The organism is Streptomyces sp. NPDC093111, assembly GCF_040683955.1.
Lineage (GTDB): Bacteria > Actinomycetota > Actinomycetes > Streptomycetales > Streptomycetaceae > Streptomyces.
On the sequence record NZ_JBFBNW010000010.1, the window covers coordinates 103598 to 128894 of the forward strand.

Annotated in this window: 18 protein-coding genes and 1 riboswitch; of the genes, 12 read left to right on the forward strand and 6 right to left on the reverse strand. The window is 72.2% G+C overall.

All coding sequences use genetic code 11. The features are described 5' to 3' along the window. Nucleotides 1–487: 487 nt before the first annotated feature. Together AB0Q96_RS19025 and AB0Q96_RS19030 are read left to right on the forward strand one after the other, a co-directional pair. Nucleotides 488–2029, forward strand: a complete 1542-nt coding sequence (locus AB0Q96_RS19025) for an RNA polymerase sigma factor (RefSeq protein WP_365326836.1) — start codon at nt 488–490, stop codon at nt 2027–2029. A 130-nt stretch (nt 2030–2159) separates the two neighbouring features. After that, nucleotides 2160–2978: a serine protease gene (locus tag AB0Q96_RS19030; RefSeq protein ID WP_365326838.1), complete on the forward strand. Its 819-nt coding sequence runs from the start codon at nt 2160–2162 to the stop codon at nt 2976–2978. A gap of 98 nt (nt 2979–3076) precedes the next feature. Here the strand turns inward: AB0Q96_RS19030 and AB0Q96_RS19035 are convergent, their stop codons facing one another. Continuing rightward, a complete protein-coding gene (locus AB0Q96_RS19035) occupies nt 3077–3307 on the reverse strand; it encodes a hypothetical protein (RefSeq protein ID WP_046910811.1) in 231 nt (76 codons plus the stop codon). A gap of 432 nt (nt 3308–3739) precedes the next feature. Here AB0Q96_RS19035 and AB0Q96_RS19040 point away from each other — a divergent pair, with 432 nt between their 5' ends. From AB0Q96_RS19040 to AB0Q96_RS19050, 3 genes are all read left to right on the forward strand, one after another. Then, entirely contained in the window at nt 3740–5857 is a 2118-nt protein-coding gene (locus tag AB0Q96_RS19040) for a DNA topoisomerase IV subunit B (protein ID WP_365326840.1), read from the forward strand. A 227-nt stretch (nt 5858–6084) separates the two neighbouring features. After that, on the forward strand, nt 6085–6558 hold the full coding sequence (locus AB0Q96_RS19045; RefSeq protein ID WP_365326842.1) for a DUF485 domain-containing protein: 474 nt from the start codon (nt 6085–6087) through the stop codon (nt 6556–6558). Continuing rightward, entirely contained in the window at nt 6555–8147 is a 1593-nt protein-coding gene (locus AB0Q96_RS19050) for a cation acetate symporter (RefSeq protein ID WP_365326844.1), read from the forward strand. Before AB0Q96_RS19045 ends, AB0Q96_RS19050 begins: the two co-directional genes overlap by 4 nt. 106 nt (nt 8148–8253) lie before the next feature. Here the strand turns inward: AB0Q96_RS19050 and AB0Q96_RS19055 are convergent, their stop codons facing one another. Both AB0Q96_RS19055 and AB0Q96_RS19060 read right to left on the reverse strand, forming a co-directional pair. Next, complete coding sequence (locus AB0Q96_RS19055) at nt 8254–8946, reverse strand: response regulator (RefSeq protein ID WP_365326846.1); 693 nt, start codon at nt 8944–8946, stop codon at nt 8254–8256. Continuing rightward, the gene (locus AB0Q96_RS19060; RefSeq protein ID WP_365326848.1) at nt 8943–10574 is read right to left on the reverse strand and encodes a sensor histidine kinase; all 1632 of its coding nucleotides are present in this window, start codon (nt 10572–10574) and stop codon (nt 8943–8945) included. Before AB0Q96_RS19060 ends, AB0Q96_RS19055 begins: the two co-directional genes overlap by 4 nt. Nucleotides 10575–10806: 232 nt before the next feature. Between AB0Q96_RS19060 and AB0Q96_RS19065 the strand changes: the two genes are divergently transcribed. Then, the gene (locus tag AB0Q96_RS19065; RefSeq protein ID WP_365326850.1) at nt 10807–11877 is read left to right on the forward strand and encodes a GTP-binding protein; all 1071 of its coding nucleotides are present in this window, start codon (nt 10807–10809) and stop codon (nt 11875–11877) included. On the opposite strand, the gene AB0Q96_RS19070 is transcribed toward AB0Q96_RS19065, so the two are convergent. Then, nucleotides 11874–13349: an FAD-dependent oxidoreductase gene (locus tag AB0Q96_RS19070; protein ID WP_365326852.1), complete on the reverse strand. Its 1476-nt coding sequence runs from the start codon at nt 13347–13349 to the stop codon at nt 11874–11876. The genes AB0Q96_RS19065 and AB0Q96_RS19070 overlap by 4 nt on opposite strands. 98 nt (nt 13350–13447) lie before the next feature. Between AB0Q96_RS19070 and AB0Q96_RS19075 the strand changes: the two genes are divergently transcribed. Next, nucleotides 13448–14119 (forward strand): TetR/AcrR family transcriptional regulator C-terminal domain-containing protein, encoded by a 672-nt coding sequence (locus AB0Q96_RS19075; RefSeq protein ID WP_365326854.1) that lies wholly within the window; start codon nt 13448–13450, stop codon nt 14117–14119. 132 nt (nt 14120–14251) lie between these two features. On the opposite strand, the gene AB0Q96_RS19080 is transcribed toward AB0Q96_RS19075, so the two are convergent. Continuing rightward, nucleotides 14252–16711 carry a DNA topoisomerase IV subunit A gene (locus tag AB0Q96_RS19080; protein ID WP_365326856.1) on the reverse strand — a complete coding sequence of 820 codons (2460 nt, stop codon included), beginning with the start codon at nt 16709–16711 and terminating at the stop codon, nt 14252–14254. A gap of 227 nt (nt 16712–16938) precedes the next feature. Between AB0Q96_RS19080 and AB0Q96_RS19085 the strand changes: the two genes are divergently transcribed. The 4 genes from AB0Q96_RS19085 to AB0Q96_RS19100 all read left to right on the forward strand — a co-directional run bounded on the left by AB0Q96_RS19085 (nt 16939) and on the right by AB0Q96_RS19100 (nt 21683). Continuing rightward, nucleotides 16939–18282, forward strand: coding sequence for a pitrilysin family protein (locus tag AB0Q96_RS19085; RefSeq protein ID WP_365326858.1), 1344 nt, complete (start codon nt 16939–16941; stop codon nt 18280–18282). 26 nt (nt 18283–18308) lie between these two features. Beyond that, nucleotides 18309–19676: a pitrilysin family protein gene (locus tag AB0Q96_RS19090; RefSeq protein WP_365327192.1), complete on the forward strand. Its 1368-nt coding sequence runs from the start codon at nt 18309–18311 to the stop codon at nt 19674–19676. A 202-nt stretch (nt 19677–19878) separates the two neighbouring features. Further along, nucleotides 19879–20045, forward strand: a riboswitch (cyclic di-AMP (ydaO/yuaA leader). 12 nt (nt 20046–20057) lie between these two features. Further along, on the forward strand, nt 20058–20828 hold the full coding sequence (locus AB0Q96_RS19095) for a M23 family metallopeptidase (RefSeq protein WP_365326860.1): 771 nt from the start codon (nt 20058–20060) through the stop codon (nt 20826–20828). Between the two features lie 171 nt (nt 20829–20999). Then, a complete protein-coding gene (locus tag AB0Q96_RS19100; protein ID WP_365326861.1) occupies nt 21000–21683 on the forward strand; it encodes a GntR family transcriptional regulator in 684 nt (227 codons plus the stop codon). 191 nt (nt 21684–21874) lie between these two features. Here AB0Q96_RS19100 and AB0Q96_RS19105 read toward each other — a convergent pair whose 3' ends face one another. Continuing rightward, nucleotides 21875–22156, reverse strand: coding sequence for an HPr family phosphocarrier protein (locus AB0Q96_RS19105; protein ID WP_046910823.1), 282 nt, complete (start codon nt 22154–22156; stop codon nt 21875–21877). Between the two features lie 175 nt (nt 22157–22331). Here AB0Q96_RS19105 and AB0Q96_RS19110 point away from each other — a divergent pair, with 175 nt between their 5' ends. Next, nucleotides 22332–25238 (forward strand): GNAT family N-acetyltransferase, encoded by a 2907-nt coding sequence (locus AB0Q96_RS19110; protein ID WP_365326863.1) that lies wholly within the window; start codon nt 22332–22334, stop codon nt 25236–25238. Nucleotides 25239–25297: the final 59 nt, after the last annotated feature.

Consider the following 25297-nt stretch of genomic DNA (forward strand, 5'->3'; position numbering starts at 1 on the left):
GCCGGACGGGCCCGATGTGTCGCACCGGCGGATCGTGCCAGGGTGGCCGCGACGTGTCGCTCCGGCGGGCCGTGCGCGGCAGGCCCGCCCTGTCGCCCGGGTCCGCCCTGTCGCGCGCGCCCGCCCCGTCATCCGGGCCGGTCCCGTCGAGTGGGCGGATCATGCGGAACGGGCCGATCGCGCCGAGTCGGGATGATCATGTAGATCCAGCCGATCGGGCCGATCGAGTCACTTTCGGGCTGTTTCGTTCAATAATGGGCGTGAATGGGGTGTGACTCGGGCCACGCGGATTGGGCGTAACACTCCTCGAAGCCGCGCGATGACCTAAGAGGTGACAGCCGAGGAAGGAATACAGCCGCCCCTGAGGGCGCTGTGCAGTTCCCCGGCCCAGCCCGCGCCGTCGGCACATCCCAGGCCGACGGTCGTCGGCCCCAGCCTGATCCAGGGCGGGGCCGGAAGCCGTTTCCATCGTTCCGAGAGGTTGTTCGTGTCGGCCAGCACATCCCGTACGCTCCCGCCGGAGATCGCCGAGTCCGAGTCTGTGATGGCGCTCATCGAGCGGGGAAAGGCTGATGGGCAGATCGCCGGCGATGACGTGCGTCGGGCCTTCGAGGCTGACCAGATTCCGCCAACCCAGTGGAAGAATGTTCTGCGCAGCCTCAATCAGATCCTCGAGGAAGAGGGTGTGACGCTGATGGTCAGTGCAGCGGAGTCGCCGAAGCGCGCCCGCAAGAGCGTCGCCGCGAAGAGCCCGGCCAAGCGCACCGCCACCAAGACCGTCACCGCCAGGACGACCGTGACGAAGACCGTCACGGCCGCCGGCGCGGCCTCGGCGGCCGAGAGCGCGGACTCGTCCGACGAGGCCGGCTCGCCCGCCAAGAAGGCCGCAGCCAAGAAGACCGTCGCGAAGAAGACGGTCGCGAAGAAGACCGTCGCCAAGAAGACGGCCGCGAAGAAGACGTCCAAGAAGGACGACGAAGAGCTGATCGAGGGCGAGGAGCTGCTCGAGGACGCCGCCCCCGGCAAGGACGAGGAAGAGACCGAGGGCGAGAACAAGGGCTTCGTCCTGTCCGACGAGGACGAGGACGACGCTCCGGCCCAGCAGGTCGCCGTCGCCGGTGCCACCGCGGACCCGGTCAAGGACTACCTCAAGCAGATCGGCAAGGTCCCGCTGCTCAACGCCGAGCAGGAGGTCGAGCTCGCCAAGCGCATCGAGGCCGGTCTGTTCGCCGAGGACAAGCTGGCGAACTCCGACAAGCTGGCCCCCAAGCTCAAGCGCGAGCTGGAGATCATCGCCGAGGACGGCCGCCGCGCCAAGAACCACCTCCTGGAGGCCAACCTCCGTCTGGTGGTCTCGCTGGCCAAGCGCTACACCGGCCGCGGCATGCTCTTCCTGGACCTGATCCAGGAGGGCAACCTGGGTCTGATCCGCGCGGTCGAGAAGTTCGACTACACCAAGGGCTACAAGTTCTCCACGTACGCCACCTGGTGGATCCGTCAGGCGATCACCCGCGCCATGGCCGACCAGGCCCGCACCATCCGTATCCCGGTGCACATGGTCGAGGTCATCAACAAGCTGGCCCGTGTGCAGCGCCAGATGCTCCAGGACCTGGGCCGCGAGCCCACCCCGGAGGAGCTGGCCAAGGAACTCGACATGACCCCCGAGAAGGTCATCGAGGTCCAGAAGTACGGCCGTGAGCCGATCTCGCTGCACACCCCGCTGGGCGAGGACGGCGACAGCGAGTTCGGTGACCTCATCGAGGACTCCGAGGCGGTCGTCCCGGCCGACGCGGTCAGCTTCACGCTGCTGCAGGAGCAGCTGCACTCCGTGCTCGACACGCTCTCCGAGCGTGAGGCGGGCGTCGTCTCCATGCGCTTCGGTCTCACCGACGGGCAGCCGAAGACGCTCGACGAGATCGGCAAGGTCTACGGCGTGACGCGTGAGCGCATCCGTCAGATCGAGTCGAAGACCATGTCGAAGCTGCGTCACCCGTCGCGTTCGCAGGTGCTGCGCGACTACCTCGACTGATCCTCGGCAGTGATCCGACGAAGGCCCGGTCCCCGAAACGGGGGCCGGGCCTTCGTCGTGCGCGCGTGCGGCGGAGGCGGGCGTGGACGACTCTGGGTGAACCGACATCACCGGAGAGTCAGGAGGCTTCATGCGTCGTCCCATCGCCCGAGCATTGACCGGTGCCCTGGGCCTGATCGCGGCGGCGGCGCCGCCGTCCGCCGCCGCCGCGCCCGCGGCCGCGGACAGTGTCGTGGTCGGCGGTCAGCCGGCCCGGATCGCCGACGCGCCGTGGGTCGTCGCGCTCTCCAGCCGTGACCGGTTCGGAGGTACGCGGGCGGGGCAGTTCTGTGGCGGGGTGGTCGTCGCGCCCACCAAGGTGCTCACGGCGGCCCACTGCCTGGGCCGTGACGCCCTGGGGGGCGAGCCCTGGCAGGTGCCCGACTTCAAGGTCATCGCGGGCCGTACGGAGCTGCGTGGGCACGACGGCCAGGAGATCCGGGTCTCCGGGACCTGGGTCAACCCGGACTACGACCCGTCGACCAACTCCGGGGACCTGGGGATCCTCACCCTGGAGCAGGCGCTGCCCGCCTCGTACGTGCTCGCGGTGGCGGCGTCGGGCGACGACGCCCAGCAGCCGGGGGCGGCGGCCGACGTCTACGGCTGGGGCGACACGACAGGGAACGGGACGTACGCGACGTCCCTGCGCTCGGCCCAGGTACAGGTCCTGCCGGACGCGGCCTGCGAACGTGCCTATCCGGGCCGTGTCGGCGTGGCGTACCGCGGCGACACCATGCTGTGCGCGGGAGATCCGCAAGGCGGCAGGGACGCGTGCCAGGGGGACAGCGGCGGCCCGTTGGTGGCCAAGGGCCGGCTGATCGGCCTGGTGTCCTGGGGGAGCGGCTGCGGCCAGGCGGAGAACCCCGGGGTCTACACACGGGTCTCGGCGGTGCTGCCGCAGCGGCTGTGACGGTGTGAGAACGGGCGGTCACCCCCCTTGTGCTACGGGGGTGACCGCCCGTCGGCCGGTTCAGAATCCGGCTCCTGGCTCGTCGTGGATGAGAAGCGTCAGTGCTCGTCGCCCATCGTGCGGGCCGGCACATCGGTGAGCCGGTCCGTCTCGTCCTGTATCTCTGCGGCGATCTTCTTGAGTTCCGGCTCGAACTTGCGTCCGTGGTGGGCGCAGAAGAGCAAGTCACCGCCGCTCGTCAGGACGACGCGCAGGTATGCCTGGGCGCCGCAGCGGTCGCAGCGGTCAGCGGCCGTCAGGGGGCTCGCGGGTGTCAGAACAGTAGTCACGTCGCCTCTTCTCTAGCTCGACGAGCTGTCGTACCAGGGTCAACATCCAACCAGGCCGAAAACGTTCCCGCTCGTGGCTTTTCCTCGAAACTTCTACCCAAGGTGGCTGTCTGCTGCCGGTTGGCGGCGAATGAGCCGTATTGCATCGCACTACGGGTTTCGCATTGCTGTGTGTGGTCGCATCCTCCCGGCGGGTTGCCGGTTGTTCATGAGGACGTGCCCGAACCCTAAATGGTTCATGCCTGGAAGGGAACGTGATGTTCGCGTCACCCCATCGAGGGATCGAACATCCATACGACCCTGGACTAGCATGAGGATTCAGGTGGGTGGCGTGACAACGGCTCTACCAGGCATCGGTACCCTCTGACCGGTGACCGACGCCGGGCCTTACCCCACCGGGCCAGATTTCAAATTCAGCGAGGAGCGAACCGCGTGACCGCCGAGACGTCCGTGCCGTCCAGTGCGCTGCTGACCGCAGACCGTGACGGTTCCAACTACACCGCGCGGCACCTGCTCGTCCTGGAAGGGCTCGAAGCCGTTCGCAAGCGACCCGGTATGTACATCGGGTCCACCGACAGCCGTGGCCTGATGCACTGCCTCTGGGAGATCATCGACAACTCCGTCGACGAGGCTCTCGGTGGCTACTGCGACCACATCGACGTGATCCTCCACGAGGACGGCTCCGTCGAGGTCCGGGACAACGGCCGCGGCATCCCCGTCGACATCGAGCCCAAGACCGGGCTGTCCGGCGTCGAGGTCGTCATGACCAAGCTGCACGCCGGCGGAAAGTTCGGCGGCGGCTCGTACGCGGCCTCCGGCGGTCTGCACGGCGTCGGCGCCTCCGTGGTGAACGCCCTCTCCGCCCGCCTGGACGTCGAGGTCGACCGCAACGGCGCCACGCACGCGATCAGCTTCCGCCGCGGCGTCCCCGGGATGTTCACCGAGCAGGGCCCCGACAGCCCCTTCGACTCGTCCGGCGGCCTCATCAAGGGCAAGCGCGTCCCCAAGACCCGCACCGGCACCCGCGTGCGCTACTGGGCCGACCGCCAGATCTTCCTCAAGGACGCCAAGCTCAACCTGGAGACGCTGCACCAGCGCGCCCGCCAGACCGCCTTCCTCGTGCCCGGCCTCACCCTCGTCGTCCGTGACGAGCGCGACCTGGCGGGCGTGGGCAAGAGCGAGGAGACGTTCCGCTTCGACGGAGGCATCAGCGAGTTCTGCGAGTTCCTCGCCCAGGACAAGGCCGTCTGCGACGTGCTGCGCCTCACCGGCCAGGGCACCTTCAAGGAGACCGTCCCGGTCCTCGACGACCGCGGCCACATGACCCCCACCGAGGTCACCCGCGAGCTCGGCGTCGACGTCGCCCTGCGCTGGGGCACCGGCTACGACGCCACGGTCAAGTCCTTCGTCAACATCATCGCCACCCCCAAGGGCGGCACCCACGTCTCCGGCTTCGAGCAGGCGATCACCAAGACGGTGAACGAGGCCCTGCGCTCCGCCAAGATGCTGCGCGTCGCCGAGGACGACATCGTCAAGGACGACGCCCTGGAGGGCCTCACCGCCGTCGTCACCGTCCGCCTCGCCGAGCCGCAGTTCGAGGGGCAGACCAAGGAGGTGCTCGGCACCTCCGCGGCCCGCCGCATCGTCGCCACCGTGGTCGCCCGGGAGCTCAAGGCCTTCCTGACCTCCACCAAGCGCGACGCCAAGGCCCAGGCCCGCGCCGTCCTGGAGAAGGCCGTCGCCGCCGCCCGTACCCGGATCGCTGCCCGCCAGCACAAGGACGCGCAGCGCAGGAAGACCGCGCTCGAGTCCTCCTCGCTGCCCGCCAAGCTGGCCGACTGCCGCAGCGACGACGTCGAGCGCAGCGAGCTCTTCATCGTCGAGGGAGACTCCGCGCTCGGCACCGCCAAGCTGGCCCGCAACAGCGAGTTCCAGGCGCTGCTCCCCATCCGGGGCAAGATCCTCAACGTCCAGAAGTCGTCCGTCTCGGACATGCTCAAGAACGCCGAGTGCGGCGCCATCATCCAGGTCATAGGGGCGGGCTCGGGCCGCACCTTCGACATCGACGCCGCCCGGTACGGCAAGATCGTGCTCCTGGTCGACGCCGACGTCGACGGCGCCCACATCCGCTGCCTGCTGCTGACCCTCTTCCAGCGCTACATGCGCCCCATGGTCGAGGCCGGCCGGGTCTTCGCCGCCGTGCCGCCGCTGCACCGCATCGAGCTGATCCAGCCGAAGAAGGGCCAGGACAAGTACGTCTACACGTACTCGGACGGCGAGCTGCGCCAGACGCTGCTCGAGTTCCAGCGCAAGGGCGTCCGCTACAAGGACTCCATCCAGCGCTACAAGGGCCTCGGCGAGATGGACGCCGACCAGCTGGCGGAGACCACGATGGACCCGCGCCACCGCACCCTGCGCCGGATCAACATCGGTGACCTGGACTCGGCCGAGCAGGTCTTCGACCTCCTCATGGGCAATGACGTGGCCCCCCGCAAGGAGTTCATCACCAGCTCCGCGGCGACCCTCGACCGCTCGCGCATCGACGCCTGACACCCGACGCCTGACACCTGACGCGCGATGCCCGACGGGCGTCGCCGCGCCCGGCAGCGCCTCCTGACCGGCCCGTCCGATATGCCTATCGGACGGGCCGGTCAGTCGTATCGGGGGATCCGTCACCTAATGGGGTGAAGGGTGCGGGAGAAGAGTCCGGGATCTTCCTGCTCTGTCCATCCTTGGGCACGCGGCCGAAACGGTTCGCTGACAAGGAGAGTTCACCGGTGGAGAAGCAGGAGGGGCGCGATCCCGCGGCGGTGCGGACCGACGACCCCTGGTACGACGAGCCGGCCGGCGGCCGGAGCGAGCGCGGCGCGGCCGGGGTTCCCGTCGCGGGACCGTACGGCGGCCTTCCCAGGCAACAGGCCCACAGCGCGGCCGAGATCTATCTGGAGGTCCAGCGCAGCCCCGCGTTCCAGGAGGTGCGCAGCCGCTACCGGCGGTTCGTCTTCCCGGCCGCCGCCGCCTTCATCCTCTGGTACCTCGCGTATGTGGTGGCCGCGACCGCCGCCCCCGGGCTCATGGCCCGACCGGTCGCCGGAGCGGTGAACGTGGCGATGCTTGCCGGACTCGGCCAGTTCGCCACCACCTTCCTGCTGACCTGGGCGTACGCCCGGCACGCCCGGCTACGGCGGGACCGCGCGGCCCTCGAACTGCGCTGGGACACCCAGGAGATGACCCGGGGGGCGCGGCGGTGACCGGAAACCACCAGACCCTCTCCCTGCTGCTGTTCAGCGCCTTCGTCGCGGTCACCCTCGGGATCACCACCTGGGTCGGGCGCAAACGGCAGGGCTCGGCGGAGGAGTTCTACGCCGGAGGACGGCTCTTCTCGCCCCTGGAGAACGGGTTCGCCATCGCCGGCGACTACATGTCGGCCGCCTCCTTCCTCGGCATCTCCGGACTCATCGCCCTCTTCGGCTACGACGGCATGCTGTACTCCGTCGGCTTCCTCGTCGCCTGGCTGGTCGTGCTCCTCCTCGTCGCCGAACTGGTCCGCAACTGCGGCCGCTTCACCCTCGCCGATGTCGTCGCCTCCCGGATGGCCGAACGCCCCGTACGGATCGCCGCCGGAACGTCCTCCGTCACCGTCTCCGTGCTCTACCTCGTGGCCCAGATGGTCGGCGCCGGCAGCCTCGTCGCCCTCCTCCTCGGCGGGACCAGCGAAGCCGCCCGCTCCTGGACCGTGATCGGCGTCGGCGCGCTGATGGTCGTGTACGTGTCGCTCGGCGGCATGCGGGCCACCACCTGGATCCAGATCGTCAAGGCCGTGCTCCTGATGGCCGGCACGATCGCGCTCACCGTGCTCGTCCTGATCCGCTTCCACGGCGACATCGACCAGCTGCTCACCGCCGCCGCCGACCGCAGCGGCCACGGCCGGGCCTTCCTCGCCCCCGGGCTGCGCTACGGCGGCGACTGGACCGCCCGGGTCGACTTCGTCAGCCTCGGCCTCGCCCTCGTGCTCGGCACCGCGGGTCTGCCGCACATCCTGTCCCGCTTCTACACGGTGCCCACCGCGCGGGCCGCCCGCCGCTCCGTCGTCTGGTCCATCGGCCTCATCGGCTGCTTCTACCTGATGACGATCGTCCTGGGCTTCGGCGCGGCGGCCCTCGTCGGACCCGACACCGTCCGCGCCTCCAACAGCGCCGGCAACACCGCCGTACCCCTGCTCGCCCTCGATCTCGGCGGCGGCGCCGGATCCACCGGTGGCACCGTCCTCTTCGCGGTCGTCGCCGCCGTCGCGTTCGCCACCATCCTCGCCGTCGTGGCCGGGATCACCCTGGCCTCCTCCGCCTCCGTCGCCCACGACCTCTACGCCTCGCTGCGCCGCCGCCGCGGCAAGCAGTACAGCGAGGTGACCGTCGCGCGGTGCGCCGCCGCCGGGATCGGGGTGGCGGCGATCGGCCTCGGCCTGCTCGCCCGCGACCTCAACGTGGCCTTCCTCGTCGGCCTCGCCTTCGCCGTCGCGGCGTCCGCGAACCTTCCGGTGCTGCTCTACTCGCTGTTCTGGCGCCGGTTCACCACCCGAGGCGCGGTCTGGTCCGTGTACGGCGGGCTGATCCCCGCCGTCCTGCTGGTGCTGGTCTCCCCGGTCGTGTCCGGGAGCCCGGAATCCCTCTTCCCGGGCGTCGACCTCCAGCTCTTCCCGCTGCAGAACCCGGGGGTGGTCTCCATCCCGCTGGGCTTCCTCGCGGGCTGGCTGGGCACGGTCACCTCACCGGAGCCGCCGGACGAGGCCCGGCACGCCGAGACCGAGGTACGGGCGCTCACGGGCGCGGGCGCGGTCTGAGGCCACCGGGGCGCGGCGGCGGGCCCTGCGCTCCGCCGCGCCGTACGCGTGCCCGCGCCGTACGCCTGCCGGCCCCGTACGCCTGCCCGCCCCGGATCCGCGCGTCTCAGCGCGTCGCGGAGGCGGCCCACTCGTAGCGGTGCTCGGGGCGGCCCGTCTCGCCGTACTTCAGGGAGAGCCGTACCCGGCCGGTCCGCTCCAGCAGCTTCAGATAGCGCTGGGCGGTCTGCCGGCTCACCCCGGCCCGCTCGGCGATCTCCTGCGTCGACAGGGCGCCCTCCGCCGCGAGCAGCACCTGCCGCACCAGCTCGGCCGTCGTGGGCGAGTGGCCCTTCGGCAGCTCGGGGGCGACCGTGCCCGCCGAGAGCGCCGCGAAGATCCGGTCCACCTCGGCCTGCTCCGCCTCCCCACCGCCCTCCAGGGTCCGCCGCAGCCCCGCGTACGCCTCCAGCTTGGCCCGCAGCCCCGCGAAGCTGAACGGCTTCACCAGGTACTGCAGCGCCCCGTGCCGCATCGCCGCCTGGACCGTCGCCACGTCGCGCGCCGCGGTCACCATGATCACGTCACTCTGGTGCCCGAGGGCGCGCAGCTCCCGCACGACCGCGAGGCCGTTGCCGTCGGGGAGGTAGTGGTCGAGGAGGATCAGGTCCACGCGGGTTTCCGCCTCGGCGAGCCGGGCCAGGGCCTCCGCCGCCGAGTGGGCGACGGCGACCACCTGGAAGCCGGGCACCTTGGCCACGTACGCGGCGTTGATCCGCGCCACCCGCGTGTCGTCGTCGACGACCAGGACGCCGATCACCGGGCCTCCCCGAAGGGGCGGGGCGAGGGCTCCCCGGCCGGCTCGCCGGCGGGCGCGGGCAGCAGGGGCTCGGCCTCGCGCAGCGCCTCCGGCAGGACGACGGTGAACTCCGCGCCCCCGTCCGGGCCGGTGCCGACCCGGGCGTCGCCGCCCCGGCGCTCCGCGAGCCGGCGCACCAGGGCGAGCCCCAGGCCCCGCTTGCCGTGCGCCGGGGGCTCCTTGGTGGACCAGCCCTCGGTGAAGATCAGCTCGCGCCGTTCGGCGGGGACGCCGGGGCCGCTGTCCGCGACCCGCAGGACGACGGTGCCGCCCTCGGACCGCAGATCCACGTCCACGCGGGCGTCGGGGGTGCCGGAGGCGGCGTCCAGGGCGTTGTCGACCAGGTTGCCGACGACCGTGACCAGCTCGCGCGGGTCGACCAGGCGGTCCGGGAGCAGCGAACCGGGGGCGATGCGCAGCGACACGCCCCGCTCGGCGGCGACCGTCGCCTTGCCGACGAGCAGCGCCGCGACCAGCGGGTCGCGTACCTTCTCGGTGACCTGCTCGGCCGTGGTCCGGTGCACCCCCACGACCTCGTTGACGAACTCCGCCGCCTCCTCGTACATCTCCAGCTCCAGCAGGCCGAGCAGGGTGTGCAGCCGGTTGGCGTGCTCGTGGTCCTGGGCCCGCAGGGCGTCGATCAGGCCGCGCGTCGAGTCCAGCTCGCGGCCCAGCCGCTCCAGCTCGGTCCGGTCGCGCAGGGTGGCGACCGCGCCGCCGTCGTGGGTGGGCATCCGGTTGGCGATCAGCACCCGGCTGCCGCGCACCGTCACCAGGTCCTCGCCGGTGGCCCGGCCCGCGAGGACGTCCGCGGTACGGCCGGAGCCCAGCACCTCGTCCAGCGGGTGTCCGGTCGCCTCGGGTCCGAGTCCGAGCAGCCGCTGGGCCTCGTCGTTCATCAGCCGGATCCTGCCCGTGCGATCGAGGGCCACCACGCCCTCGCGGATGCCGTGGAGCATCGCCTCGCGCTCGGCGAGCAGGGCGGAGATGTCGGAGAAGGCCAGGTCGTGGGTCTGTCGCTGGAGCCTGCGGGAGATCAGGTACGCGGCGAGCGCGCCCGCCGCGAGGGCGCCCCCGGCGTACGCGAGGAGGCCGGGGATCGCGGCGAGGAGCCGGTCGCGGACGCTGTCGTACTCGATGCCGACGGACACCGCGCCCACGATCTCGCCCCTGGCGTCCCGCAGCGGCGCCTTGCCGCGTGCGGAGCGGCCCAGGGTGCCGCTGTCGATCTCCATCACCTGGTGGCCCGCGAGCACCTCGCTGGGGTCGGTGGAGACGATCCGGCCGATCTGGACGGGGTCGGTGTGGGACCAGCGGACCCCGTGGGTGTCCATCACCACCACGTACTCGGCGCCCGTGGACCGCCGGATCCGCTCCGCCTCCGCCTGCACCGGCCCCCGCGCGGAGGGGCGGGTGGTCGCGAGGCCGGTGGCCACCTGCGGGGAGGCCGTGGTCTGGGCGATGGCGAGGGCGCGGCGCATCGCCTGGTCGTCGAGCTGGGCGCTCAACGGGGCCAGGAAGAGGCCGGTGGCCAGCACGGTCACGCCGGTGGCGATGGCCAGCTGCATCAGCAGGACCTGCGAGAACATCCGCCGCGGCCACCCGAACCTGCGCCGGCGGGCGGGCGGGCGCGCGGGGGGTCTCCCGGGACGGAGTCCGGGGGAGGTGGCTGCGGGGCTCATGCCGGAAAAGGTACGGGGACGAGGGCACCGGCCGGAAATGCCGCTGCCCGGATCCCGGACGGGGCCTGCCTATCCTGGGAGCTTCGCGCGCGGGCTCCGACGATCCGCGCGGGCACCGAGGGCCCGGAGGACAGCACCCTTGACCACCCAGCAGATCCCCGTCGTCGTCCTGGCAGGGTTTCTCGGGGCGGGGAAGACCACCCTGCTCAACCATCTGCTGCGCAGCGCGCGCGGGACGCGGATCGGGGTCATGGTCAACGACTTCGGCGACATCGGCATCGACGCCATGACCGTCGCCGGTCAGGTCGGCTCCACGGTCTCCCTGGGCAACGGCTGTCTGTGCTGCGCGGTGGACGCGAGCGAGCTCGACGAGTACCTGGAGGTGCTCACCCGCCCCGAGGTCCGGCTGGATGTGATCGTGATCGAGGCCAGTGGGCTCGCCGAGCCGCAGGAGCTGGTCCGCATGCTGCTGGCCAGCGAGAACGAGCGGATCGTGTACGGCGGCCTGATCGAGGTGGTCGATGCGGCCGAGTTCGCCGCCACGCGTGCCCGGCACCCGGAGACCGACCGGCATCTCGCCGTGGCCGATCTGGTCGTCGTCAACAAGGCGGACCGGGTCCCGGCGGAGGAACTCGCCGGCGTCCGCGAGACGGTCGCCGCGCTCGCCCCCAGGGCCGCGGTCATCGACGCCGCGTACGGGCGGATCGACCCCGAGCTGCTCTTCGACCGGGTAGTGCCGGAGGACGAGATCGAGGGCCAGATGTCCATCGAGGACATCCTGTACGGCCCCGACGGCGAGGGGGACGAGGGGGCCGGGCACGCCCACCCGCACGCCGCGTACGACACGGTCTCGCTGAGCACGGCGACGCCGCTGCACCCGCGCCGGCTGATGGCCTTCCTCGACGGGCGCCCCGAGGGCCTGTACCGCCTCAAGGGCTTCGTCGACTTCGGCACCGCCGACCCGGCCAACCGTTACGGCGTCCACGCGGTCGGCCGCTTCCTGCGTTTCCGGCCGGAGCCGTGGCCGGCCGGCGAGGAGCGGCTGACCCAGCTGGTCCTCATCGGCACCGGCGTCGACGCGGCCGCCCTCCGCAAGGAGCTCGCCGACTGCGAGCAGAACGGCCCGGGGGACACCCCCGACGACCACGCCATGTGGGGCGTCCTGCGGTACGTACCCGGCAGCGAGGACGAGCCCGGGGACACTCCCTAACCTCCCACCGGCGGGTGGCCGGCGTCCGAGGTGCCGAAGGCGTCGAGGTAGCCGGCGAGGCCGTCGCCGCCGGTGCCCGCCCAGCCCACGTAGCCGTCCGGGCGGATCAGGAACAGGCCCGTTCCGTACGGCTCGTACGCGGCGAGGTGGGCCGTGCGCACGGTGTCGTCCGTCAGGGGCGGCAGCGGGACGCCGACCGCGAGCAGCGTGAAGTGCGGGCCCCGGAAGACGTCGAAGAGCCGGCCGGCGCCGTACGGGCCGTCGGGAGCGCGGTCGCCCGCGCGCAGGGCGCCGTCGGCGAGCCCGGTCCTGGTCTCCCTGGTGAGCGGCGAGTCCCGGTAGCCGAGCCCCAGCTGCTGGACCTCCTCGCCGCGCTGGGTGTTCGCGCCCTCGGAGCTCGCCCGGTGCAGGCGGGTGCTGATGCCGAGGACGTCGGCGGCGACGGGCAGCCGCTCCGCCTCGTACGAGTCGAGCAGTGCGGCGGGCGCCCCGTGCCGCAGCACCCGGCCCAGCTTCCAGCCGAGGTTGTACGCGTCCTGGATGCTGGTGTTGAGTCCCTGCCCGCCCGCGGGGGAGTGCACATGCGCCGCGTCGCCCGCGAGGAGGACCCGGCCGTCCCGGAACCGGTCCGCCATCGCCGCGCGGGCCCGGAAGTCGGAGGCCCACACCACCTCGACCACGTCCGTCGCGGCGAGCGGAGTGCGGGCGGCGAGGAGCTCGCGCACCGCGCGGGGAGCGGTGTCCACGGTGGCGCCCTCGTCCTCGAAGGCCGCGATGAGCTGGAACTGGTCGCCGCCGGGCAGCGGACACAGGGCGACGGCTCCGCCCGGTGCCTTCGGCCAGACCTGCCAGTTGCCGCGGTCCACGATCGAGTCGGGGGAGAGCCGGACGTCCGCGACGAGCATCGGACGGGGGTCGACGGTCTCGCCCGTCATGCCGATGCCGAGGGCCTTGCGGACGGTGGAGCGTCCGCCGTCGGCCGCCACGAGGTAGGCCGCCCGCACCGTCTCGCCGGTGGACAGCTCCGCCTCGACGGCGTCCTCGGACTGGCGGAACCCGGTGAGCGCCGTCCCGAACCGGACGTCGCCGCCGAGCTCCCGCAGGCGGGCGTACAGCAGCTCCTGGGTGCGTGACTGGGGGATGAGCAGGATGGTGGCGTACGGCACCTGCTCGGTCGGCTCGGAGCGCGCCATCATGTCCCACTCGCCCTGCCGCTCGGCACCCTCCCAGGCGCGCATCCTCGGGTAGGGCGAGCCCGCCGCGAGGATCCCCGGCAGGGCCCCGAGGTCGTCGAGCACCTCCTGGCTGCGCGGCTGGATCCCCTTGCCGCGCGAGCCGGGGAACAGCCGGTCCGCCTTCTCCACGAGCGTCGCGCGCACGCCCCGGCGGGCCAGGTCGATCGCGAGCACCAGCCCGGTCGGTCCCGCCCCGACGATGACGACGTCCGTCCCCACGGTCTCGCTCCCTGCCATACCGCCGCCTCCGCGCCCGAGTCCTTAACGCCGTTAAATTCCGACATCGAAAGCATCTCCTTAACGTCGTTAAGCTGTCAAGGGGATACCGTGACGGAGTGGCGACCAAGAAGACGAACCGGCTGGACCCCGCGTCGGTGGCGGAGACCGCCCTGAGCCTGCTCAACGAGCGCGGCCTCGACGGGCTGACGCTGCGGGCGATCGCCCAGGAGCTGAACGTCCAGGCGCCCGCGCTCTACTGGCACTTCAAGAACAAGCAGGCGCTGCTCGACGAGATGGCGACCGTGATGTACCGGCGGATGGTCGAGGACCCCGACACGCGCCCGCCCGGCGACCTCGCCTGGCAGGACCGGATCCTCGCGGTCAACCGGGGTCTTCGCGCCGGGCTGCTGCGCTACCGCGACGGCGCCAAGGTCTACAGCGGGGCCCGCTTCACCGGGACCGACTTCGCTGCCGACATGGAGCTCCAGCTGGGCTCGCTCGTCGACGCGGGTTTCTCGCTGCACCAGGCGGTGCGGGCCAGCACCACGGCGTACATGTACACCCTCGGCTTCGTCACCGAGGAGCAGGGCACCGAGCCGGTCCAGGGGCAGCCCCGTGAGGGCTTCGACGTGGAGCGGCGCGCCGAGTGGCTCGCGGACTACCCGCTCGCGGCGGCGGCCGGCGCGGAGCTCTTCGCCGACTACGACGACGGCTTCGAGGAAGGGCTGCGCCTGATCGTCGCCGGGATCGAGGCCGTCTACGCCCCCACTGCGCCGCACCCGTCGTAACCGGAGCGAGCCGAGAAAACCGAGCCGAGAGAACCGAGCCGAGCAAGCCGAGAAGGCCGAGCAAGCCGAGAAAGCCCCCTCTCCCGCGCGATGGCACGGGACAGGGGGCTTTCTGTGCTTCCGGGGGCGGGCCTAGCCGATCGGGCCCGCCACGACCTCCACCGGCTTCTCCAGCGGAGTGCCCGAGCCGTCGCGGCGCGGGTCCGGGTCCGGGAGCTCGGACGGCATGCCGTTCTTCTGGGCGGCGTGGGCCGGGACGGCGCCCGCCCAGGCCAGGACGAGGACGTCCTCGCCCTTCAGGAAGCGCTGGCAGCGCACACCGCCCGTCGCGCGGCCCTTGCGCGGGTACTGGTCGAACGGCGTCAGCTTCGCCGACGTGCCGGCCGAGGCGTCCAGCGTGCCCGTGGAGCCGGCGACCGTGAAGACCACCGCGTCCGCCGCAGGGTCCACGGCGGCGAAGGAGATGACCTCGGCGCCCGCCGTCAGCTTGATGCCGGCCATGCCGCCCGCGGGGCGGCCCTGCGGGCGCACCTGCGAGGCCGGGTAGCGCAGCAGCTGGGCGTCGGAGGTGATGAAGACGAGGTCTTCCTCGCCGGTCCGCAGTTCCGTCGCGCCGACGATCCGGTCGCCGTCCTTGAGGCCGATGACCTCCAGCTCGTCCTTGTTGGCCGGATAGTCCGGGACCACGCGCTTGACCACGCCCTGCAGCGTGCCGATCGCGAGGCCGGGGGAGGTCTCGGCGAGCGTGGTGAGGCAGACCACCGTCTCGTCGGCCTCCAGGGAGAGGAACTCGGTGAGCGGCGCTCCGCCCGACAGGTTCGGCGCGGCGGCCGTGTCGGGGAGCTGCGGAAGGTCGATCACCGCGATCCGCAGCAGCCGTCCGGTCGAGGTCACCGCGCCGACCTCGCCGCGCTGGGTGGTGGCGACCGAGGAGACGATCGCGTCGTGCTTGACGCGCTTGGCCTCCGGATCGGCCGGTGCGACCTCCGCCGTGGCCGTACGGGCGAGCAGGCCCGTCGAGGACAGCAGCACCCGGCACGGGTCGTCCGCGACCTGGAGGGCGACGGTCGCGACGGGGGCGCCCGCGGACTCGAGCAGGACGGTGCGCCGGTCGGTGGCGAACTTCTTCGCGACCGCCGCCAGTTCCGCCGAGACCAGCTTGCGCAGCTCGGTGTCGGAATCCAGGATCCCGGTCAGCTCGTCGATCTCGCCGGTGAGCCGGTCGCGCTCGGTCTCCAGCTCCAGCCGGTCGAACTTGGTGAGCCGGCGCAGCGGGGTGTCCAGGATGTACTGCGTCTGGATCTCGCTCAGGGAGAAGCGCTCGATCAGGCGCTGCTTGGCCTCCGCCGAGTTCTCGCTCTCCCGGATCAGCCGGATGACCTCGTCGATGTCGAGGAGCGCGACGAGCAGGCCCTCGACCAGGTGCAGCCGGTCGCGCTTCTTGCCGCGGCGGAACTCGGAGCGGCGCCGGACCACCTCGAAGCGGTGGTCGAGGTAGACCTCCAGGAGCTCCTTGAGGCCGAGGGTGAGCGGCTGGCCGTCGACCAGGGCCACGTTGTTGATGCCGAAGGACTCCTCCATCGGCGTCAGCTTGTACAGCTGCTCCAGGACCGCCTCCGGCACGAAGCCGTTCTTGATCTCGATCACCAGGCGCAGGCCGTGGTTGCGGTCGGTGAGGTCCTTGACGTCGGCGATGCCCTGCAGCTTCTTGGAGCCGACCAGGTCCTTGATCTTGGAGATCACCTTCTCCGGGCCGACGGTGAAGGGCAGTTCGGTGACGACGATGCCCTTGCGGCGGGCCGTGACCGTCTCGACGCTGGTCGTCGCGCGGATCTTGAAGGTGCCGCGGCCGGTCTGGTACGCGTCCTTGACGCCGGACAGGCCGACGATCCGGCCGCCGGTCGGCAGGTCGGGACCCGGCACGAAGCGCATCAGCGCCTCCAGGTCCGCGTTCGGGTAGCGGATCAGGTGCCGGGCGGCGGCGATGACCTCGCCCAGGTTGTGCGGCGGCATGTTGGTCGCCATGCCGACCGCGATGCCGGAGGCGCCGTTGACCAGCAGGTTCGGATAGGCGGCGGGGAGCGCGACCGGCTCCTGCTCCTGACCGTCGTAGTTCGGCGTGAAGTCGACGGTGTCCTCGTCGATGGACTCCGTCATGAGGAGCGCGGCCGGCGCCATCCGCGACTCCGTGTACCGCATGGCGGCCGGCGGGTCGTCGTTGCCGAGGGAGCCGAAGTTGCCGTGGCCGTCGACCAGGGGGAGGCGCATGGAGAAGGGCTGCGCCATGCGCACCATCGCGTCGTAGATCGACGCGTCGCCGTGGGGGTGCAGCTTGCCCATGACCTCGCCGACGACGCGGGCGCACTTGACGAACCCGCGCTCCGGTCGCAGGCCCATCTCGCCCATCTGGTAGACGATCCGGCGCTGCACGGGCTTCATGCCGTCGCGGGCGTCGGGCAGCGCGCGGGAGTAGATCACCGAGTACGCGTACTCGAGGAACGAGCCCTGCATCTCGTCGACTACGTCGATGTCAAGGATTCGCTCTTCGAACGCGTCGTCCGGCGGCGGTGTCTTCGTGCTGCGGCGGGCCATCGCGGCTGCGGCTCCTTCACCAACAAGGTTGATCTGACGCGGACCATTGTGGACCGTCCCACTGACAAGCGGGACCGCGACCCGGGTCTGACGACCTGCGGGGTCACCTGCGCGCCCCGGTCACGACCCGGAAGAGGGACGTCGGGACGGGACGGGAACTTCGCGAGGTGTCGGCGCGCTTGCATACAGTGGCAGGACTTTTCCACATCGCGATCGAAGGGACGTACATGCCCATGGGTCACACGGCCACGGCCGAGGCCGGCTCCGGCGGCCTGACAGCGACCGAGCACCGGCTGGCCAACGGCCTGCGCGTGGTGCTCTCGGAGGACCACCTGACCCCGGTCGCCGCGGTCTGCCTCTGGTACGACGTCGGCTCGCGCCACGAGGTCGCGGGCCGCACCGGTCTCGCCCACCTCTTCGAGCACCTGATGTTCCAGGGCTCGAAGCAGGTCCACGGGAACGGCCACTTCGAGCTGGTGCAGGGCGCCGGCGGCTCGCTCAACGGCACCACCAGCTTCGAGCGCACCAACTACTTCGAGACCATGCCGGCCCACCAGCTGGAGCTCGCGCTCTGGCTGGAGGCCGACCGCATGGGCTCGCTGCTCGCCGCCCTGGACGACGAGTCCATGGAGAACCAGCGCGACGTCGTCAAGAACGAGCGCCGCCAGCGGTACGACAACGTGCCCTACGGCACCGCCTTCGAGCGCCTCACGGCCCTCGCGTACCCCGAGGGCCACCCGTACCACCACACCCCGATCGGCTCCATGGCCGACCTGGACGCCGCCACCCTGGAGGACGCGCGGAACTTCTTCCGCACGTACTACGCGCCGAACAACGCGGTGCTCTCGGTCGTCGGCGACATCGACCCCGAGAAGACGCTCGCCTGGGTCGAGAAGTACTTCGGCTCCATCCCGGGGCACGACGGCAAGCCCGAGCCGCGCTCCGGCGAGCTGCCCGAGGTGATCGGCGAGCAGCTGCGCGAGGTCATCGAGGAGGAGGTCCCGGCCCGTGCGCTGATGGCCGCCTACCGGCTGCCGCACGACGGCACGCGCGCGTGCGACGCCGCCGACCTGGCCCTCACGATCCTCGGCGGCGGCGAGTCCTCCCGTCTCCACAACCGGCTGGTCCGCCGCGACCGCACCGCCGTCGCGGCGGGCTTCGGGCTGCTGCGGCTGGCCGGCGCGCCCTCGCTGGGCTGGCTGGACGTCAAGACCTCCGGCGGCGTCGAGGTGCCGCAGATCGAGTCGGCCGTCGACGACGAGCTGGCCCGCTTCGCCGCCGAGGGCCCGACGCCCGAGGAGATGGAGCGCGCGCAGGCGCAGTTGGAGCGCGAGTGGCTCGACCGCCTCGGCACGGTCGCGGGCCGCGCCGACGAACTGTGCCGGTTCGCGGTGCTGTTCGGCGACCCGCAGCTCGCGCTGACCGCCGTGCACAGGGTCCTCGACATCAGCGCCGAGGAGGTGCAGGAGGTCGCCAAGGCCACGCTGCGCCCGGACAACCGCGCCGTGCTGGTCTACGAACCGGTGGGCGCCGACGCCGACAGCGACGAGGAAGAGGGAGCGGACCAGTGACCGACACGGCCGCGTCTTTGACGAGCATGACCTTCCATCCGCAGCCCCAGCCGGGCGAGGCCAAGCCCTGGGCCTTCCCCGCCCCGGAACGCGGCGCCCTGGACAACGGGCTGACCGTGCTGCGCTGCCACCGCCCCGGCCAGCAGGTGGTGGCCGTCGAGATCTCCCTCGACGCGCCGCTGGACGCCGAGCCCGAGGGCCTGGACGGCGTGGCCACGATCATGGCCCGTGCCCTGTCCGAGGGCACCGACCAGCACTCCGCCGAGGAGTTCGCCGCCGAACTGGAGCGCTGCGGCGCCACCCTCGACGCGGCGGCCGACCACCCGGGCGTACGGGTCTCCCTGGAGGTCCCGGTCTCCCGGCTCCCCAAGGCGCTCGGCCTGCTCTCCGAGGCGCTGATCGCCCCGGCGTTCGACGAGTCCGAGGTCGAGCGGCTGGTGCGCAACCGGCTGGATGAGATCCCGCACGAGTCGGCCAACCCGGCCCGCCGCGCGGCCAAGCAGCTCTCCAAGGAGCTGTTCCCGGCCTCCGCGCGCGTCTCCCGGCCGCGTCAGGGCACCGAGGAGACCGTCGCCGCGATCGACGCCACCGCGGTCCGCGCCTTCTTCGACGCGCACGTGCGGCCCGCCACGGCCACCGCCGTGGTCGTCGGCGACCTCACCGACGTCGACCTCGACAAGGTGCTCGCCGAGACGCTGGGCGCCTGGACGGGCACCGCGGCCGACCGGCGGCGCATGCCGGCCTTCTCGGCCGACGACACCGGCCGGGTCGTCATCGTGGACCGCCCCGGCGCCGTCCAGACGCAGCTGCTCATCGGCCGCGTCGGCGCCGACCGCCACGACCGCGTGTGGCCGGCCCAGGTGCTCGGCACGTACTGCCTCGGCGGCACCCTCACCTCCCGTCTGGACCGCGTCCTGCGTGAGGAGAAGGGCTACACGTACGGCGTGCGCTCCTTCGGCCAGGTGCTGCGCTCCGACAGCGAGGGCAACGGGGCGTCGCTGCTCGCCATCAGCGGCTCGGTCGACACCCCGAACACGGGCCCGGCACTTGACGACCTGTGGAAGGTGCTGCGCACCCTCGCCGCCGACGGTCTGACGGACGCCGAGCGCGATGTGGCCGTGCAGAACCTGGTGGGCGTCGCGCCGCTCAAGTACGAGACGGCGGCCTCCGTCGCGGGCACGCTCGCCGACCAGGTCGAGCAGCACCTCGCGGACGACTACCAGGCACAGTTGTACGCGCGGCTCGCCGAGACCGGCACCGTGGAGGCGACCGCGGCCGTGGTCAACGCCTTCCCGGTGGACCGGCTCGTCACCGTGCTCGTCGGTGACGCGGCGCAGATCGAGGAGCTGGTGCGCGCCCTCGGCATCGGTGAAGTGACGGTCGTGACCGGCTGATTGAGCCGCTGTCACACCGACTCGGGGACCCCGACGACCTGGTTCGTCGGGGTCCTCCCGTTTGTCCGTATTGTTGAGAAGTGTGGTCTTCTGCCCTGTGGCATGTCTTACAAAAAGGCGTGTCTGTTTGGCGATTGACAGAAGATCGGCCTAGCTTCGATCCGACTGTTCGTCCGTAGTACGACGCCGCATCCGCGGCAACGGGCAGTCATCGCCGAGTCCCCGTAAGGCGCGAGCCTGGGGAGCCGGGGACCCAACGCAGTCCCTGGGGTGAATCGGACGCCTTCGCTCAGCGAGCGGAGGGGCCCGTAGGAGACCTTCCTGCTCCGAACCCGTCAGCTAACCCGGTAGGCGAGAGGGAAGGAAAGGATCAGCCACTACATGGCGTTCACCCGTGCCACCGGGAAGCATCGTGGACCGAGCCGTCTGGCGCGCCGCGGAGTGGGCATCGCCGGTGTGGCGACCCTCGCGACCACCGGCGTCATCGGCACCCTGGCCTCCCCGGCGTTCGCCGCCGACACGGAGCCCGTCTCCCCCGAGGACACCGGCCTCACCCAGGTGATCACCGCCGAGTCCCTCGCCGACCGGGTCGACGCCCAGGCCGCCGCCCAGGAGAAGGAGGCGGTCGAGACCGCCGCCCGGGCCAAGGCCGCCGCCGAGGCGAAGCGCAAGGCCGAGGCCCGTGCCAAGGAGCTCCGCGCCGCCAAGGAGCGCGCCGCCCGTGAGGCCGAGCGCAAGCGCCTGAGCTCCTTCCAGCTCCCCGTCTCCGGCTCGTACGTGAGCACCGGCTACAAGACCGGCGGCTCGCTCTGGTCCTCCGGCCACCACTCCGGCATCGACTTCCACGCCTCCTACGGCTCGCAGGTCGTCTCCGTGGGCTCGGGCACCGTCGTCGAGGCCGGCTGGGGCGGCGCCTACGGCAACAACATCGTCATCAAGATGAACGACGGCACGTACACCCAGTACGGTCACCTCTCCTCGATCGGCGTCTCCGTCGGCCAGACGGTCACCCCCGGCGAGCAGATCGGCATCTCCGGCTCCTCCGGCAACTCGACCGGCCCGCACCTCCACTTCGAGGCCCGCACGAGCGCCGAGTACGGATCGGACATCAACCCGATCACCTACCTCCGTGCCCGCGGGGTCCACGTCTGACGTGTGAATTCTGTGAAGAAGCCCCGGCTCGAACGAGCCGGGGCTTCTTTTTTGTGGCCGAATTACCGGGCGGCATCGGAAATTCCGACGTCCTGCAATAGAGTTCGCGAGAGTCGCGGGACGGGCGCCACTCGACGGGGTTTCGCGCGGATCACATTACGGAGGTCGGCCATGCGTGTTCCCGCGCACTCGGTATGCACGGCGATCCGGGACGACATCGTCTCCGGCGTCTTCGAGCGGGGCGCCCGGCTGACCGAGGAGCAACTCGCCCGCCGCTACGGCGTCTCCCGCGTCCCGGTCCGCGAGGCACTGCGCACCCTGGAGTCCGAGGGCTTCGTGGTCACCCGCCGGCACGCCGGCGCCCATGTCGCCGAGCCCACCGAGCAGGAGGCGGCCGACCTGCTCGACGTCCGGACCCTCCTGGAGCCGCTGGGGGCCGCCCGCGCCGCCCAGCGCCGCACCGAGGCGCACCTCAAGGTGCTGCGCGGGCTGGTCAGGCTGGGGCAGGAGCGGGCCAGGCGCGGCCAGGGCGACGACCTGGGCTCCCTCGGCGCCTGGTTCCACGAGACGCTGGCCCAGGCGTCCGGCAGCCCGCCGCTCACCGCGCTCCTCACCCAGCTGCGGCACAAGATCGCGTGGATGTACGCGGTCGAGCCCGCCGAGCGGCCCGTGGAGGCATGGGCCGAGCACGGCGCCATCGTCGACGCCGTCGCGCGCGGGGACGCCGAACGGGCCCGCGCCCTGACCGCCCTGCACGTGGAGCGCGCCCTGCCGCTGCACCGGCCGCGCCGTCCGGAGCGGGCGCGTGTGAGGGTTTCGCAACATGTCGTCAACACCGCGGGTCCGCGGAATTAACACCGACGCCGTATACAAGGGGAAGGAAATGCGGACGGCCGATCGGTTCGGGCCGCCCTATTCCGGATTCCTGATGCGCGCTGCCCGGTTCCGTAAAGGAAAAGCGGCCGGCCGTAATGCAGAAAAGGCCGCGCCCGCCGGAATTCCGGCAGGTGCGGCCCTTCGCGATCCGTCGTCGGGGAGGAGACGGGTCAGACGGTCTCGGGGAGCTCCTCGAGACCCTCGGCGACCAGCTTCGCGAGGCGGTCGAGCGCGGCCTCGGCGCCATCGGCGTCCGAAGCGAGCACGATCTCCTCGCCGCCCTGGGCACCCAGGCCGAGCACCGCGAGCATGGACGCGGCGTTGACCGGGTTGCCGTCGGCCTTGGCGATCGTCACGGGGACGCCGGCGGCCGTGGCGGCACGGACGAAGATGGAGGCGGGGCGGGCGTGCAGGCCCTCGGCCCAGCCGACGTTGACGCGGCGCTCAGCCATGGTGGTTGCCCTTCAACTTTCAGCGGTTGTCTAGACCAGTCTCTCACGGGCGGCGTCGTGCTCGTACCGACCTTCGGCCCCTTTGGGGGCGGCCGTTAGGCCCTCCCTACCTTGCACGGCGGGCACCCGCCGCGCGACCGGTGCCGCTGTCGGACCCCGGCCGTACGCTTGCCCCATGCAGAGCGCGTCGGAACAGTCCGAACAGCCGGAACACGCGTATCCCGACCACTGGGAAGCGGACGTGGTCCTCCGTGACGGCGGCACCGCGCGCATCCGGCCCATCACCACCGACGACGCCGAGCGGCTGGTCAGCTTCTACGAGCAGGTCTCGGACGAGTCGAAGTACTACCGCTTCTTCGCGCCGTACCCCCGGCTGTCCGCCAAGGACGTGCACCGCTTCACCCACCACGACTTCGTCGACCGGGTGGGGCTCGCCGCCACGGTGGGCGGGGACTTCATCGCCACCGTGCGCTACGACCGCATCAACGCCCTGGGCCGCCCCGCCTCCGCCCCGGCCGACGAGGCCGAGGTCGCCTTCCTCGTCCAGGACGCCCACCAGGGGCGCGGGGTCGCGTCCGCGCTCCTGGAGCACGTCGCGGCCGTCGCGCGGGAGCGGGGCATCCGGCGGTTCGTCGCCGAGGTGCTGCCCGCCAACACCAAGATGATCAAGGTGTTCACGGACGCCGGCTACACCCAGAAGCGCAGCTTCGAGGACGGCTCCGTCCGCCTCCACCTCGACCTGGAGCCCACCGACCGCTCCCTCGCCGTCCAGCGCGCCCGCGAACAGCGCGCCGAGGCCCGGTCCGTGCAGCGCCTCCTCGCGCCCGGCTCGGTCGCCGTGGTCGGCGTGGGCCGCGCCCCCGGCGGAGTCGGCAGGGCCGTGCTCCGCAACCTCCTCGCCGCCGGCTACACCGGGCGGGTCCACGCCGTGAACAGCGCCCTGGGGGAGGGGCGGCACGAACTGGAGGGCGTTCCCGCCTTCCGGAGCGTCGCCGCCATCGGCGAGCACGTCGACCTCGCCGTCCTCGCCGTCCCGGCCGAGCGGGTCCCCGAGGCCGTCGCCGACTGCGGCGAGCACGGGGTGCGGGGCCTCGTCGTCCTCTCCGCCGGATACGCGGAGAGCGGGCCCGAGGGCCGCGAGCGCCAGCGCGCGCTGGTGCGCCAGGCCCGCTCGTACGGCATGCGGATCATCGGCCCCAACGCCTTCGGGATCATCAATACGGCCGAGTCCGTCCGGCTGAACGCCTCGCTGGCCCCCCAGATGCCGGCCGCCGGCCGCATCGGGCTCTTCACCCAGTCCGGCGCCATCGGCATCGCCCTCCTCGCCGGGCTGCACCGGCGCGGCGCCGGGCTCTCCACCTTCCTCTCCGCGGGCAACCGGGCGGACGTCTCCGGCAACGACCTCCTCCAGCACTGGTACGACGACCCGGCGACCGACGTCGTCCTCCTCTACCTGGAGTCGATCGGCAACCCCCGGAAGTTCACCCGGCTCGCCCGCCGCACCGCCGCCGTCAAGCCGGTCGTGGTCGTCAAGGGCGCCCGGCACAGCGGCAGCGCCCCGCCCGGCCACCGCGTCCCCGTCACCCGCATCCCGCACGCCACCGTCTCCGAGCTGCTGCGGCAGGCCGGCGTCATCCGCGTCGACACCGTCACCGAACTCGTCGACGCGGGCCTCCTCCTCGCGGACCAGCCCCTGCCGGCAGGCCCCCGCGTCGCCATCCTCGGCAACTCGGAATCCCTCGGACTGCTCACCTACGATGCCTGCCTCACCGAGGGACTGCGCCCGCTGCGCCCCCTCGACCTCACGACCGGCGCCACCCCCGCCGACTTCCGCGCCGCCCTCGCCGCCGCCCTCGCGGACGACGCCTGCGACGCCGTGGTCGTCACCGCGATCCCCTGGGTCGGGGAGAACGGGGCGACCGAGTCCGGCGACGGCGAGGTCCTGGCCGCCGCCCTCCGCTCCGCCGTCGCCGACGCCCCGGGCGCGGCCAAGCCGGTCGTCGTCGTCCACGTCGAGATGGGCGCCCTGGCCGAGGCCCTCGCGGAGGCGACCCGCACCCGCCCGGCGCCCCGGACCGCGCCGCCGTCCGGGGCCCCCGGAGCCACGCGCCCGACCCTGCCCGAGGCCCCGGCCTCCGCACCGCGGGAACCGGCCGCCCCGGACGCGCCGCGGACCGGGCCGGGCGAGGATCCGCCCGCCGCCCGGGCCATCCCCTCCTACCCCGCCGCCGAGCGGGCCGTGCGGGCCCTCGCGGAGTCCGTGCGGTACGCGCAGTGGCGCCGGCAGGCCGCCGCCGACCCCGGACGGGTGCCCGAGTTCGACACCATCGACGAGACCGGGGCCGCCGGCCTCATCGCGCGGGTGCTCGGCGAGGAGGGCACCGACCCGCGCGGGGTGACCCTCGGCGCCGAGGAGACGGGCGAGCTCCTCGGGCGGTACGGGATCGGCGTCCTGCCCACCCTGCCCGCGCCCACCCCCGACGACGCGGTCCGCGCCGCCGCCCGGCTCGGCTTCCCCGTCGCCCTCAAGACCACGGCACCGCACCTGCGCCACCGCCCCGACCTCGGCGGCGTACGGCTCGACCTGGCGACCGAGGAGCAGCTGCGCACCGCGTACGCCGAGCTCACCGAGACCCTCGGCAAGCCCGAGGAGCTCCAGCCGGTCGTCCAGGCCATGGTCCCGCGCGGCGTCGACACCGTGGTGCGCGCCGCGATCGACCCCGCCGTCGGCGCCGTCCTCTCCTTCGGCCTCGCCGGAGCCGCCTCCGAACTGCTCGGCGACATGTCCCACCGGCTCGTCCCCGCCACCGACCGGGACGCCGCCGACCTCGTCCGCTCGATCCGCACCGCCCCGCTCCTGTTCGGCTGGCGCGGCTCCGCACCCGTCGACACCCCCGCCCTCGAAGAGCTGCTGCTGCGGGTCTCCCGGCTGGTCGACGACCACCCCGAGGTCGTCGCCATCTCCCTCGAACCCGTCGTCGTCGCCCCGCGCGGCGTCTCCGTCCTCGGCGCCACCGTCCGCCTCGCCCCGCCCCCGCCCCGCACCGACCTCGGCCCGCGGCGCCTCCCGAGCTACCAGTGACATGAGCGAGCCCACGAGCCCCGCGGGAGGGCGGGAAGGGGGCCCACCGCCCCGTAGGA